The sequence below is a fragment of the Halomonas sp. DP8Y7-1 genome (genome assembly GCF_019801685.1).
Taxonomy (GTDB): domain Bacteria; phylum Pseudomonadota; class Gammaproteobacteria; order Pseudomonadales; family Halomonadaceae; genus Halomonas; species Halomonas litopenaei_A.
The window spans coordinates 297,161-310,718 of sequence record NZ_JAHVIN010000006.1; the positions used below are offsets into that span (position 1 = coordinate 297,161).

The window sequence follows — 13,558 nt, forward strand, 5'->3', positions numbered from 1 at the left end:
TTGCGCCTGCCCAGGCCTGCGACGCGGCCTCAGCGCTGGCTGCCACATCAGCTTGCCACTGTTGCTCAGCTGGGCTGACAACGCAATCGCCAGGCTCCAAAGCTCTTGATCTGGGCAAGCAAGCTCGCGACATACGACGGTCCATTGCGCGATGCGGTATCATGCCGCCACTTAATGAGGGAGACATCATGCAAGCCGCACTTCCGCTACCCCTATCGACGCCAAACCGCAATCTGGTTCGCCTGACCTTCGTGCGGGGAATCACCTGGACCGGCTTCCTGGTGGCCATCATCGTGGGTATCGAGCTGCTGGACTTCGCCCTGGATGTCCCTGCCGTCATCGCCGTGATTGTGGCCATGGGCGTCATCAACATCGCCACCTGGTGGCGACTCGGCCGCCCGCGGGATGTCAGCCACCACGAGTATCTACTCCACCTGCTGCTGGACGTCGCCGGCCTGACGCTGTTGTTCTATTTCACTGGTGGGGCCACCAATCCCTTTATCACCTACTATCTCGTGCCGGTAACCATCGCCGCCGCCACCTTGCCCTGGCGTCATGCCTGGATTCTGGCCATCACTGCCATGGCCTGCTATAGCGCGCTGATGGTGGTCTATCACCCCGTACCGCAGCTGGGCTCTCACTATGCCTCGAGCGTGAACCTGCACGTGCTCGGCATGTGGCTCAATTTCTTCCTGTCTGCCGGTCTGGTCACCTTCTTCATCTACAAGATGGCCCACGCACTGCGCCATCGTGAGCAGGCCCTGGCCCGAACTCGGGAGGCCGCGCTGCGCTCCGAACAGGTGCTGGCCGTGGCAACACAGGCCGCCGGCACCGCCCACGAGCTGGGTACCCCACTGTCGACCATGGCGGTCGTGCTGTCCGAATTGAAGAGTGAACATGCCGACCATCCACGCCTGGTGGAGGATATTGACCTGCTGCGCCAGCAGGTCGATACCTGCAAGGCCCGCCTGCGCCATCTCGTCGACAGCGCCGACCTGCAACGCAAGGATGAGCCCAAACGACTCGATGCCAGGACCTGGCTTGAAGGGGTGATCGATCGCTGGCGTGTCCTGCGGCCGGATGTCACCCATGAAGTCAGTGTCTCGCGACGCCGGGGACAACCGATGATTGCCGTCGATACCACCCTGGACCAGGCGCTGACCAACCTGCTGAACAATGCGGCTGATGCACGACCGGACGACATCGCGATCCAGCTCGACTGGACGGCGGATCAGGTCGTCATCGACATTCGCGACCACGGTCCGGGCATTCCCATGTCGATTGCCGATCAGCTGGGCGACACCTTCGTCTCTACCAAGAGCAAGGGACTTGGTATTGGACTCTTTCTTACCCATGCCACCATCAATCGCTTCGGCGGTGGCGTCAGTCTGTATAATCACCCCGAAGGCGGCACCTTGACCGAGGTGTCACTGCCCCGCGTCAGCTGAGTCTCCCCGATAGAGGACATCATGCAAGACACCGCACACAGGCTACTGATCATTGATGATGATGACGTCTTCTGCCACGTCCTCGAACGCGCCATGCAGCGCCGAGGACATGACGTCAAGGTGGCGCTGGACGCCACCCAGGCGCTGGAACTGGCCCGCAGTCATCAGCCCGACGTCGCCACCCTGGACCTGAAACTCGACCAGGAGTCCGGGCTGAAACTGCTGCCCGAACTGCTGGAGGTCGTTCCCCAGTGTCGCGTCGTGGTACTGACCGGCTACTCCAGCATCGCGACGGCGGTGGAGGCGATCAAGCTGGGTGCCGTCAACTACCTGTGCAAGCCGGTAGACGCCGACGAGGTGCTGGCCGCGCTAGAGCAGCGTGAAGGCAACCCCGAGACGGAAGTGGCGGACAACCCTCCCTCGATCAACCGGCTTACCTGGGAGCATATTCAAAAGGTTCTGCAGGAGCACGATGGCAATATCTCAGCCACCGCCAGAGCGCTAGGCATGCACCGCAGAACCCTGCAACGCAAGCTGCAGAAGCGCCCGGTCAGGCGCTGACGCGCTGGTGCGACGTGTCAGACGCCGGTCGACTGTCGGCGTCTGACCCATGTGGCGTCGCCGCGATGACTACTGTGCTGTCCAGCCCAGGTCGATATTCCAACTGGCACCGGTAACCGCGCCAGCCGCATCCGAGGCCAGGTACGCTACCAGAGAAGCGACCTCGCTGGGCTCGATCAACCGCTTCACCGCAGCGTTCTTGAGCATGATTTGCTCGATGACCTGCTGTTCTTCCATGCCATGCAGCTTGGCCTGATCGCTGATCTGGTTATCCACCAACGGTGTCTTCACATAGGCAGGACACAGCGCATTGGCCGTAATCCCCTGCGCGCCGCCTTCCAATGCAGCGGTCTTGGTCAACCCGATCATGCCGTGCTTGGCGCTGATATAGGCCGACTTACCGGGCGACGCCACCTGAGCGTGCACCGAGGCAATGTTGATGATCCGCCCCCAGCCATTGTCACGCATCGACGGCCACACGGCCTGGGTCAGCAGGAAGGGGGCGGTCAGCATGAGATCGATGATCCGGCGCCACTGCTCTTCGGGAAAATCGACAATCGGTGCGACATGCTGAATGCCCGCATTGTTGACCAGAATATCCACGCGACCGAAACGTGCCAGCGCCTCATCCACTGCACCGCGACACGCCTCGCCCTGGGTCAGGTCAGCCTGATAGAAGGCGGCGCCCTCGGCCTCTGCAGTCTGGCGCCCTTCCGGGTTGAAGTCGACGGCCAGCACCTCATGTCCCTGGGCTCGTAGCTCGGCCACTACCGCGGCTCCGATGCCACTGCTGGTGCCGGTCACCAGTGCGACCCTGGTCGGGGAATTGGCACTCATCTCTCTCTCCTTGCGCGAGGCGTCTGCAGGTTATCGCCCGTACGGTTCGCCACTAACGGCGCCGTACATTAGGGCACCAGCATAGATAGTGCTGCAGTGCAGCGCCAGCCATCCCATAGTCGAAACAAGGGATCGTTCAGCCTGGGGAAGCTTCCGTCATGACGCGGTCCATCAGCCGCTGAGCCAGGCGACAGGCCTCGCCCATATCATCGACATCGTCCAGATCCGACAGCAACTCACATCGCCACAGCCAGCTGTCGCCTAGCGCCTCCCGATAAAATGCGAACTCACCACGTGGCAGGGTCACATACCATGGAGAACGGGACGTCTCATCGGTGGGAACGCTGGCGGGACGGTCGGCCGGGCCTGGCGCCTGCGACACATCTCTGACCAGCGCAAGGGACAGATGACATGGCGTCAGCCAGGCGCCCAGCAGCCAGCCTGGATGACCGGGACAGACCCCGAAACACAGCGCATCGACCTTCAACCCCCGGCGCGAGCCCGCGCATACGTCCAATGCCTGCTGGTGGGCAACGCGATAGGCGTCCGCCAGGGCCTCGAGACGACGGTATTGTTCGCGGGTCAGGGCGCTCATGATGTTTCCTCTACTGACGCGGCACGGGGTGCGAGATATCGGCGTGAGATCGTGGCGATGGTAGACTCTACACCATTGTCCCCTGCAAGGAGTGCCCCATGAACCTCGAGGAGCGCCTGGCCGTTACCATCGAGATCGCGAAAGCCGCGGGTCAGATGATCGCTGACGCCCGCGACAATGACGATCTACAGCACCACTACAAGGACGGACAGGAGCTGGTCACGGATACCGACGTCGCCGTCGACACCATGATCAGCCAGCGACTGGAGTCGGCTTTCCCCGGCGAAGAGCGCCTGAGCGAGGAACTCTCGCCCGATAAGGATGCCTTGGAGCAAGGTGGCGACCTGTGGGTGGTCGACCCCATTGATGGCACCGTCAATTTTGCCCACGGGCTGTGTCATGTGGCGGTGTCGATTGCCTACGTCAAGGATGGGGTCACCCAACTCGGCGTGGTGCATGCCCCGTTCCTGGGAGAGACCTACACCGCCGTTCGCGGCAAGGGTGCCTGGTGCAACGACCAGCCGATCAAGGCGAGCCAGGCGAAGAGCCTGGACGCCAGCCTGGTCGGTACCGGTTTTCCCTATCGGCGTGACAGCCGTCCCCCGCTGATGCGTCGACTCGGCGCGGTGCTTCATCGCTGCCGCGACATCCGCCGCAATGGCTCCGCCGCGCTGGACCTGTGTGACGTGGCTCGCGGTCGGCTGGATGCCTATTACGAAACCGTATCCCCCTGGGATTTCGCCGCCGGTTGGCTGATTGCCGCCGAGGCTGGCGCTACCACCGGACACCTCTACCCCTGTCCTGGTGGTCTGCCGGAGGACCTGTACGGTGAAAACCTGCTGGTCAGCGCACCGAGTATCCACGCCGAATTGGCCGATCTACTGCGCCGTGCCGACGCCGGCGAGCTGCGTGAGGACAGCGCCGACCAGGCGTGATAGCGATGGCCGATAGGGAGAGATATGTTCCACCTATTGGCCTTCGACAGCACAATCCGTCACAATGCGCGCCACTTTCTTCGTCGACCTGCTCGCTTCGCTGTGCTGTTCTCACCAACGACCAACCGATAGGGCTGAACCAACGCCTTTGAAGGTCGTCTTCGAAGCGACTTCACGCGGGTCACAGATACCACTCGTCAATGCATTGCGTATGCAAGGAGATGTCATGTTTGTTGTTATTTTCGGTCGTCCTGGATGCCCCTTCTGCGTGCGCGCCAAGGAGCTTGCCAACACCCTGAGCGATGCCGGCAGCATCGAAGGCTACCGCTACGTCGATATCCATGAAGAAGGCATCACTAAAGCCGACATGGAAAAGACCATTGGCAAGCCTGTGACCACCGTGCCGCAGATTTTCGTGGACCAGACCCACGTCGGTGGTTTCACGGAATTCGATCAGTACGTCCGTGACAACGCCATGTTGCCTGCCTGACCACCACCGAGAGTCGGCTGGACACCTGGCCAGGCACCACCGTGAACGGCTACGCGGTAAAGACACCGCGGTAGGCGGCGATCGAAACGCCTGATGTGCTGAACGACGCGAAGGACGCGTGGAAGACATCTGAAAGACACGTGAAAAAACACGTCGAGAAAGCTCTTGGTAAAAGCACGGCGAGGGATCCATCGGACCCCTCGCCGTTTTTTTATGCGCAGGCTTTTATGCTCAAGCGAGCAAAAACGACGTCATCCAAGATCCAAGCAGACAAACGTTCTCGCGTCGTTGAATGGTCCTGACGACGCCACGCCTATACTCATGGCACAGGTATCGGGCAGGCAAGGAACGGCAATGACAGAGCAGCAGCGCCTCGTTCAGCAACTCAGGCTGGACTACATTCACCAGCATCCGGATGTCAGTGCCTTGCGCCTGTGGCCAGTGGATGCGCCGATCGAGAGCTTTACCTTGGTGACCTTGAGCCAGTCGCCATGGAACCTCGCGTCACTGCTGCCGATGCTGGAAGCCCATGACTACCGCCCGCTGCACCGCTATGCCCTGCCCGAGCGAGGCCTGCTGGCCTGCTTGCTAGGGGGGCTTGGCGATGGCCCGCGTATCATCATCGTGGAGCTGCAGACCACCCGCCTCTCGCGAGCGCCTCGGGACGCGCTGCTCTCGCTGGTCAAGCAGGGCCACCCTTCGGCCCTGCCCCTTCCCGGCGCTTGCCGCCCCTGGCCCATGCCTGACTGGTCGCTGTATGAACGCCTGCATGCAGCCCACCCGTTGGCTGCCTGGCTGTCAGTGATGGGCCCCAGGGTCCATCACGTGACGCTGGACTGCCAGCACTTGGGCCGTCCCCTGTCACAGCTGGATAACGCGGTGCGCCAGCAAGGACTTGCCCTCGGCGACGACGATGACCTCCCGTTGCCGATGTCGGCCATGGTCGATCATCGCTTCTACCCTACCTGTTCACGCCGACTGGCCTTCGCCCATGGTGATGAGCATCGGGTGCAGCTGGGTGGACTGCTGCTGCTGGAAAAACAGGCCAGTGCCGGCCAGGAGCGCACCGCCGACGTGATGCTGCCACCCCACAGTCGCTGCGAAATCCTCTAGCGCACATAGCGTCAACGCCTGCGCGCTCATCCAAGACTACACGCACTCGGCCTGGCGTACCGGCTGTCAGCTCGGGGTCGACTCAGCCTCAAGATCCAATTCCAGCTGCTGCGGTTCGTGGCGTGGATCGACCTCGGCGAAATGCGGTGTCTCCATGACCGGCTGAGCCACGAAGGGCTCCTGCTCCACGTGGCGATCTCGTTCACCATGCAGTCGCACCATCACAAACATCGCCAGCGAAAACGCCGCCATGCCCAGGAACAGCCACAGGCCATCAGGGCCTGCCGCCTGCATCACCAGCGACGCACTGAAGGGGCCAATGACCGAGCCGATGCCGTACCACATCATCAGCTTGGCGTTGGCGGCTACCACTTCTTCCGGCTCCAGCCAGTCGTTGGTGTGGGCAAGGCTCAATGAATACAGCGTATGCAACATGGCGGTATGACCACAGGCGATCGCCAGCAACCACCAGAAGCTGCCGCCCGCCACTACCGAAATCAGCGCCCCGGTGACGGTCATGACGATGGCCATCCACAGGATGACGCGCCGCCTGTCCAGCCGATCCGATACGCGACCTAGGCCCCACTGGGCCACCAGCGCCACCAGTGTGGTCACCGCCATAAATTTGGCGGTCTGGGCCGTTGTCAGACCGATTTCCTGTCCATAGTAGGGGGTCATGGCAAAGAAGGCCTGGACCATGAGACCGCCAGTGAAGGCGCCGACCAGCCCGACCGGAGCACGACGATAGAGCGTCTTCAGCTTGATCTTGCGAGGGGTAATATCGCCATGGCGGCTGGGCCCGTGGATACGATGAATCGATAGCGGCACCAGGGACAGGGCAAACAGCATACCGACCACCGAGAACAATACTGGCCCGGCCGGGTCGGCGATGTTCAGCATCCATTGCCCACCCGCCAGTGAGGTCGTCGAGATCACCATGTACCAGCCGAGTACCTTGCCCCGATTGTCATTGCTGGACTCACCCGATACCCATGATTCCATCACCATCAGCAGGCCCGCGGTGGCACCACCGCCAATCAGCCGCCACACCAGCCAAGCCCAGGGATTTACCCATAAACCATGCAGCATGGCCGTGACTGCCAGGGAGGCGGCGCAGGCCGCAAACACGCGAATATGGCCGACGCTGCGGATGCGCTTCTCGAGCCAATAGCTTCCCGCCACGAACCCCAGCGAAAAGCTCGACATCAATAGGCCTGCCATCTGCGAAGGAAACCCTTCCAGTGACATCCTGACCCCCAGCAAGGTCATAATCAGGCCGTGACCTAGCAGAAAGCACATCTCACACAGAAAAAGCACAGGTAGCGTGGCGGGCAGCGCGCGCAAGGGGAACCTCCGTGGGTATGGGACGTGGACGATCGACCTGTCTGTCGTCCGCTCTGCGTGGGTGGGCTACAGGGACAGGACAGGGACGATACGGGGGCAACGGCGCCGCATTGTACCGATCCGTTGAGAGGAGACCATCCCTCGCAGGAGGTTCATCCACAAAATCTGTGGATAAGGCTGTGCATCAAGGCGTTTGAATGGCCCAGGGGCCCGGCCACAGGGGGGGCATGCTCAAGATGGTCACAAAATCGACAACCCCTTGAAGCACTTCAACGAAAGCGGCCCGGCAAGAGCCGGGCCGCGATAATGCGTGTTCAAGCTGACACGTCAATCAGTCGAATATCATCTCCGGTACGTGCTCTGGAACGATCAGCTTGCCGGCGGTCTTCTCCTTGATCTCCTCGACGCTCACACCAGGCGCGCGCTCCTTGAGGATAAAGGCGCCGTCATCGATCTCGAGATAGGCAAGATCAGTCAGCACCCTTTTGATGCAACCCGCACCGGTCAGGGGCAAGGTGCACGACTCCAGCAATTTCGACGATCCATCCTTGGAGGCGTGGGTCATGGTGCAGATGATGTTCTCTGCCCCGGCCACCAGGTCCATGGCCCCGCCCATGCCCTTGATCAACTTGCCGGGCACCATCCACGAGGCAATGTTTCCGTTCTGGTCTACCTCAAAGGCGCCCAGTACGGTCAGGTCAACGTGACCGCCGCGAATCATGGCGAAAGATTCTGCAGACGAGAAAATGGCCGCACCAGGGCGCGCCGTCACGGTCTGCTTACCCGCATTGATCATGTCCGGATCGACCTCTTCTTCCGTCGGGAAGCGGCCCATGCCGAGGAGCCCGTTCTCGGACTGCAGCATGACGTCCATGCCTTCCGGCACATAGTTGGCGACCAGGGTGGGAATACCGATGCCCAGGTTCACGTAGAAACCGTCTTCGAGTTCACGGGCGACACGCTGTGCCATCTGTTCACGAGTAAGTGCCATCTTGATGCCTCTTGTCTATGTCATGGAGCTGGTTGCCCGTTGGCGCTTGTCTTGGCAAGCACCCTCAACGGGTCTGAATCTAGCGGCCTGTCAGCCCTGATGCACCGTGCGCTTCTCGATGCGCTTCTCGAAGGTGCCTTGGATCAGGCGGTCCACATAGATACCCGGCGTATGAATTTCGGCCGGATCCAGCTCGCCAGGCTCGACGATCTCTTCCACTTCGACCACGGTGATCTTGCCTGCGGTGGCCGCCATCGGGTTGAAGTTCTGGGCAGTCTTGCGATACACGACATTGCCGTAGCGATCCGCCTTCCAGCCCTTGACGATGGCAAAGTCGCCGACAATCGCTTCCTCAAGAATGTAGTGACGTCCATTGAACTCGCGGACTTCCTTGCCCTCGCCGATAGGTGTCCCGTACCCAGTGGCGGTATAGAACGCGGGAATCCCGGCGCCACCAGCGCGCATCTTCTCCGCCAGGGTGCCCTGCGGGGTCAGCTGCACATCGATTTCACCGTCAAGCATCTGACGTTCAAACAGCGCGTTCTCACCCACATAGGACGCCAGAATCTTGCTGATCTGACGATCTTCCAGCAGCACACCAAGGCCGAAGCCATCCACGCCGCAGTTGTTGGATACGACGGTAAGGTCCTTGACCCCGCGACGCTTGATCTCGGCAATCAGATTTTCAGGGATACCACAGAGGCCGAAGCCTCCGGCCAGTACCGTCATTCCGCTTTCGATGCCGTCCATCGCCTCTTCATAGGAATACACGCGCTTGTCGAATCCGGCCATGTGGGCGCCTCGTCTGTCGATGATCAGTGAAGGAAATGCCTGGCAGCCGTCAATGGGCAGCAGGACACTGCTACAAGGTAGCACTGATGGCAGTGTTGCCCGGGATAATATATTTGTTAAGTTTGTTTTATTTATTGATTGTTTTACCATCCTTATAAATTTGACCTTGGTAGCACGCCATGACCGTGAAGCAACTCCGCGCCTTTCTCGCCGTCGCAAGGACGCTGAGTTTCACCCAGGCCTGCGAGCAGCTGCACCTGTCTCAGCCTGCCCTTAGCCTGGCCATCAAGGGGCTTGAAGACAGCCTGGGCGGGCGCCTGCTGATCCGCACCACCCGTAGCGTGCGACTGACACCGGAAGGCGAGTCGCTGGTGCCCCTGGCCAAGCGCCTGCTGGTGGAGTGGGATAACACTGAGGACGCCTTGCGCCAGCGCTTTACCTTGCAATTGGGTCGCCTCTCGCTGGCGGCCATGCCCGCCTTTGCGGGCAATCTGCTGGCGCCGTCCCTGGCGGTCTTTCACCGCCGTCACCCACGTATCAACGTGACCGTGCACGATGTGGTCAACGAGCAGGTCATCGACATGGTCCGCCAACGCCAGGTCGAGATGGGCATTGCCTTTGAGCCGGAAGCCACAGGCAGCCTGCACTTTACCCCGCTGTTCAGCGATCGCTTCATCGCGGTGCTGCCCCCCCGCTCTCCCTTGGTACAGCACTCATCGTTGTCCTGGGACACCCTGATGAACTGGGACTTTGTTGCCCTTCAGCGTCCCTCCATGGTCAGGCGCCTGCTGGAACAACAGCTGGGCAGCCGCCATGGCGCGCTCAAGGTCGCCTTCGAGACCCATCAGCTGGCAAGTGTGGGGCGCATGGTCGCCAACGGGCTTGGGGTCAGTGCCGTGCCAGCACTGTGCATGTCGCAGATGCAAGAAGCCGGAGCCGTCTGTCGGCCACTCTCCGACCCGGCGATCGAGCGCAGGGTCGGTATCGTGACCTGGAATCCCCATGAACTGTCTGTCGCCGCCCGCGCCATGGTCGATATCCTGGAGGGTGCCACGCCGCCCCCACAGCTACCTTCCCGTGCAGCGCAGCAAGAGGCGCAACAGTGAGTGGCCAACGCCGAGGATGCGCCTTCGGCTGGGCAGCCAGCGGCATATCCATTAGGATTGGCGAGCTCCCCGCTGCCCCCCTGCAGCGAACCAAGCGACACAATTCTGAGATGAGGTATGTAACTTGATGTCTAGCCTCAAGGGACTGGTCAGCATTCTGCTGCTCGTGGCCAACACCCTGTTCTGGACCCTGCCCCTGGTGTGCTTGACCCTGCTCAAGCTGATCACCCCAGGACGCCATCTGCAGCGTCGTGTGCTGGGCGGCCTAAACGCGATCGCTCTGAACTGGATAGGCTTCAACCTGTGGTGGATACGCCACTGGGTACGCCCTGACGTCAGGATAACGGTGCCTGACGATCTGTCTCCGGAGTCCTGGTACCTGATCCTGTCGAATCACCGCAGCTGGACCGATATCTTCCTGTTGATGATGGCGATGCATCGCAAGGTTCCCATGCCTCGCTTTTTCCTTAAACAGCAGCTGATCTGGATTCCGGTAGTCGGCATGGCCTGGTGGGCCCTAGAATTTCCCTTTATGCGGCGCTACAGCAAGGAACAGCTGGCGGCCAATCCGGCCCTGGCGGAACGTGACCGCAAGGCCACCGAGCGCATGTGCGAGCGTGCGCGGGATGTCCCCATCGCCATCATCAACTTTGTCGAGGGTACCCGCTTTACGCCGGCCAAGCGTGATGCGCGCCAGAGTCCGTTCACCCATCTGCTGCGGCCAAAGGCGGGGGGCATCGCGCAGGTGCTGGCGCTGCTGGGAGATCGCCTGGATGCGATCCTCGACGTCACGATCGACTACCAGTCGAGCGCGCCGAGTTTCTGGCGCTTTTTGTGTGGCAAGGAAAAGGCCATTCGGCTTGATGCGCGTCGCCTGGACGTCGCTGACTGGATGCTGGATGGCCGCTACCACGACGACCCGATCTACAAGGAACGCTTCCATTCATGGCTCAATGCCCTTTGGCAAGACAAGGACGCTTCGCTCGCCTCGCACCGCTGGTGATCGCCGGCATGGCGCTGCTGATCACCGGGTGCGCTGGTTCCGGTGCCAACAGCGGTCCCAGCGCGAGATCCAGCCATGTGGCGAGCGCCTCCATCGCAGGAGACTGGATCAGCGTTCAACGCGGCGACACCCTCGGCACGATCGCCCGCAGGGCTGGCATTCCGCTGCTGCGTCTTCAGCGCTTTAACCCGGGTGTCGATTCTCGTCACCTGGCGGTGGGGCAACGCCTGCTGGTGCCGTCACGACAGGAACGCGCGCCCTCCGGCGGCCCCTACCGTTATCAGGTGAGGCCCGGCGATACCTACAGCGCCGTCGCCAGACGCTTCGGCACGACCACGGCGCGCATTCAAAGCGCGAACCCCGGTGTCCGCGCTACTGATCTCAAGGTCGGGCAACTGATTCAGGTTCCACTGCGCGCCAGCAGCGCATCGTCCAGCCGTGCGACCGCTGCGTCGAGCGCGCCTTCCAGCAGCGCCCGCCTGCCGGACCCTGGCCCGGTGACATCGCGGGCACGTGGCTGGCCATGGCCGCTGGACGACTATCGTGTAGTACGCCGCTACGGCAATGACAGTCGCGGCAGGCTGCAGCCGATGCTGCTGGCCACCGACGAGGGTGCCAATGCCAAGGCGGTCGCCGATGGGGAAGTCAGTTTCGCTGACAGCATGCGCCAGCTTGGCAAGGTGGTCATCGTGCACCATGCCGATAACCTGCAGAGCGTCTATGCGCTGTGCGGCGACATTGTGGTATCCAAGGGCGATCAGGTCACCCGCGGTACGCCGCTGTGCTCGGTCGGCAAGCACTCGTCGACCGGCCGCTATGACCTGCTGTTCGATATGCGCCATGGGGGCAAACCCATCGATCCTGGCACCATCCTGCGTTAAACGCCTCGGCCGTCGCCCTCTGCCGTCGCTCTCACCCCCAGAGCGACGGCTCACCCCTTGGCCCTGCGCCGCGTCTTTCCGTCGATTCTCTCTGCAGCGGCTTTTTCCTGCTCGCGCCACCCGCTCCGTCCGCCTGTAGTAACAGGCTATTCACGTGGCTGACCCAGAGCTGTCATGGACGCATTGCATGCTCGTCCTCGAGCGGGCCAAGTGGGGCCCGACGGGCACGAGGAACGCCATGCGCATCTGTCTGGTCAGCGAAACCTGGTCTCCCGACATCAACGGAGTCGCCCACACACTCGGACGTATCAGCCGGGAGCTGCTTGCCCTCGGCGTCACCTTGCAGCTGGTGCGCCCGGAGCCGGTCGATGCCAGCGCCGCCAAGGCGGAGGGCATGGAGCACGAGCTACGTGTGCGCGGGATGTCGATGCCACGCTACAAGGAAGTTCGAATTGGCTGGGCCAGCGTCGGCACGCTGAAGCGCCTGTGGCAGACGACCAAGCCAGATGCCATCTATGTGGCCACCGAAGGCCCGCTAGGCTGGTCGGCCTTGCGTGCCGCCGAGAAACTGGACATACCAGTGGTCAGTGGATGGCACACCAACTTCGACCACTATTGCCAGGATTACGGTGTGCCCTGGCTAGCTCCGCTGGTCCGCCAGCGCCTGCGCCACTTCCACAACCGCTGCGCCGCCACGCTGGTGCCGACACATCAGCAGGCGCGTGAACTGGCGACGGCAGGATTCGAGCGCGTGTCTGTGATGGCGCGTGGTATCGAAGGTGACCGCTTCACTCCTGACAAGCGGAGCCAGGAGCTCCGGGACTCCTGGGGAGTCGGTCAGCACCAGCCGGTAGCCCTGTACGTCGGTCGGTTGGCGCCAGAAAAGAACCTCGATCTGCTCAGAGACACCTTCCTCGACATGCTGGAGGCTCGTCCTGACATGCGCCTGGTCGTGGTGGGCGATGGTCCTGGACGAGCGAGCCTCGAGAAGGCGCTGCCTGACGCCATCTTCACGGGGTTCATCGACTCAGCCCAGATGCAGACACACTACGCCAGCGCCGACATCTTCGTCTTTCCCTCCCTGTCGGAAACCTGGGGCAACGTAATACTCGAGGCCATGGCCAGCGGGCTCGCCGTCGTCGCCTTTCGCCATGCCGCAGGAGCAGAGCTGATCAGCACCGATCACGATGGAGTCAGTATCCCGCCGGGAGATAACCAGACCTTCCGCCAAGAGGCTGTGGCGCTATGCCAACAGCAGGCCCGCTACGCGCGGCTGGGCAGAGCGGCTCGGGAACGAGCACTGGCCTACCGCTGGCCCACTATCGCTCAGACCTTCCTGGACGCCCACGAACACGCACGCCATGCACGCGGACAGCTCTCGAACCCTGCCGAAGCCTGAGAGTGGCATGACCCACGCCACGCCGGGCCGGGCGCTGATTGATGTAACGGAGAGGAGACACGA

Annotated in this window: 14 protein-coding genes; 9 read left to right on the plus strand and 5 right to left on the minus strand. The window is 61.9% G+C overall.

The genetic code is table 11. The features are described 5' to 3' along the window. Nucleotides 1-188 precede the first annotated feature (188 nt). Nucleotides 189-1,448 carry an ATP-binding protein gene (locus KUV41_RS10540; RefSeq protein ID WP_206938594.1) on the plus strand — a complete coding sequence of 420 codons (1,260 nt, stop codon included), beginning with the start codon at nucleotides 189-191 and terminating at the stop codon, nucleotides 1,446-1,448. 21 nt (nucleotides 1,449-1,469) lie between these two features. After that, complete coding sequence (locus tag KUV41_RS10545) at nucleotides 1,470-2,009, plus strand: response regulator transcription factor (RefSeq protein WP_206938592.1); 540 nt, start codon at nucleotides 1,470-1,472, stop codon at nucleotides 2,007-2,009. A gap of 69 nt (nucleotides 2,010-2,078) precedes the next feature. Here KUV41_RS10545 and KUV41_RS10550 read toward each other — a convergent pair whose 3' ends face one another. Further along, nucleotides 2,079-2,846 (minus strand): 3-hydroxybutyrate dehydrogenase, encoded by a 768-nt coding sequence (locus KUV41_RS10550; protein WP_222163853.1) that lies wholly within the window; start codon nucleotides 2,844-2,846, stop codon nucleotides 2,079-2,081. A gap of 136 nt (nucleotides 2,847-2,982) precedes the next feature. Further along, a complete protein-coding gene (gene hybE / locus KUV41_RS10555; protein WP_222486014.1) occupies nucleotides 2,983-3,441 on the minus strand; it encodes a [NiFe]-hydrogenase assembly chaperone HybE in 459 nt (152 codons plus the stop codon). A 98-nt stretch (nucleotides 3,442-3,539) separates the two neighbouring features. Here hybE and KUV41_RS10560 point away from each other — a divergent pair, with 98 nt between their 5' ends. The 3 genes from KUV41_RS10560 to KUV41_RS10570 all read left to right on the plus strand — a co-directional run bounded on the left by KUV41_RS10560 (nucleotide 3,540) and on the right by KUV41_RS10570 (nucleotide 5,979). Beyond that, nucleotides 3,540-4,376 carry an inositol monophosphatase family protein gene (locus KUV41_RS10560; protein WP_206938579.1) on the plus strand — a complete coding sequence of 279 codons (837 nt, stop codon included), beginning with the start codon at nucleotides 3,540-3,542 and terminating at the stop codon, nucleotides 4,374-4,376. 226 nt (nucleotides 4,377-4,602) lie between these two features. Then, entirely contained in the window at nucleotides 4,603-4,866 is a 264-nt protein-coding gene (locus tag KUV41_RS10565) for a GrxA family glutaredoxin (RefSeq protein ID WP_206938577.1), read from the plus strand. Between the two features lie 354 nt (nucleotides 4,867-5,220). After that, nucleotides 5,221-5,979, plus strand: coding sequence for a DUF1338 family protein (locus tag KUV41_RS10570; RefSeq protein ID WP_222486016.1), 759 nt, complete (start codon nucleotides 5,221-5,223; stop codon nucleotides 5,977-5,979). Nucleotides 5,980-6,045: 66 nt separating this feature from the next. Here the strand turns inward: KUV41_RS10570 and KUV41_RS10575 are convergent, their stop codons facing one another. From KUV41_RS10575 to KUV41_RS10585, 3 genes are all read right to left on the minus strand, one after another. After that, nucleotides 6,046-7,296, minus strand: a complete 1,251-nt coding sequence (locus tag KUV41_RS10575) for an MFS transporter (RefSeq protein ID WP_315900577.1) — start codon at nucleotides 7,294-7,296, stop codon at nucleotides 6,046-6,048. Between the two features lie 358 nt (nucleotides 7,297-7,654). Then, nucleotides 7,655-8,314, minus strand: coding sequence for a CoA transferase subunit B (locus KUV41_RS10580; RefSeq protein WP_222486018.1), 660 nt, complete (start codon nucleotides 8,312-8,314; stop codon nucleotides 7,655-7,657). Between the two features lie 90 nt (nucleotides 8,315-8,404). Next, nucleotides 8,405-9,106, minus strand: coding sequence for a CoA transferase subunit A (locus KUV41_RS10585; protein WP_206938569.1), 702 nt, complete (start codon nucleotides 9,104-9,106; stop codon nucleotides 8,405-8,407). A 179-nt stretch (nucleotides 9,107-9,285) separates the two neighbouring features. On the opposite strand from KUV41_RS10585, the gene KUV41_RS10590 reads away from it, so the two are divergent. The 4 genes from KUV41_RS10590 to KUV41_RS10605 all read left to right on the plus strand — a co-directional run bounded on the left by KUV41_RS10590 (nucleotide 9,286) and on the right by KUV41_RS10605 (nucleotide 13,495). Continuing rightward, complete coding sequence (locus KUV41_RS10590; protein WP_222163857.1) at nucleotides 9,286-10,212, plus strand: LysR family transcriptional regulator; 927 nt, start codon at nucleotides 9,286-9,288, stop codon at nucleotides 10,210-10,212. A 127-nt stretch (nucleotides 10,213-10,339) separates the two neighbouring features. Further along, nucleotides 10,340-11,215 carry an acyltransferase gene (locus KUV41_RS10595; protein WP_206938559.1) on the plus strand — a complete coding sequence of 292 codons (876 nt, stop codon included), beginning with the start codon at nucleotides 10,340-10,342 and terminating at the stop codon, nucleotides 11,213-11,215. Continuing rightward, entirely contained in the window at nucleotides 11,158-12,096 is a 939-nt protein-coding gene (locus tag KUV41_RS10600; RefSeq protein WP_206938557.1) for a LysM peptidoglycan-binding domain-containing protein, read from the plus strand. The genes KUV41_RS10595 and KUV41_RS10600 overlap by 58 nt, the downstream gene beginning before the upstream one ends. A 238-nt stretch (nucleotides 12,097-12,334) precedes the next feature. Next, nucleotides 12,335-13,495: a glycosyltransferase family 4 protein gene (locus KUV41_RS10605; protein WP_222163859.1), complete on the plus strand. Its 1,161-nt coding sequence runs from the start codon at nucleotides 12,335-12,337 to the stop codon at nucleotides 13,493-13,495. Nucleotides 13,496-13,558 lie beyond the last annotated feature (63 nt).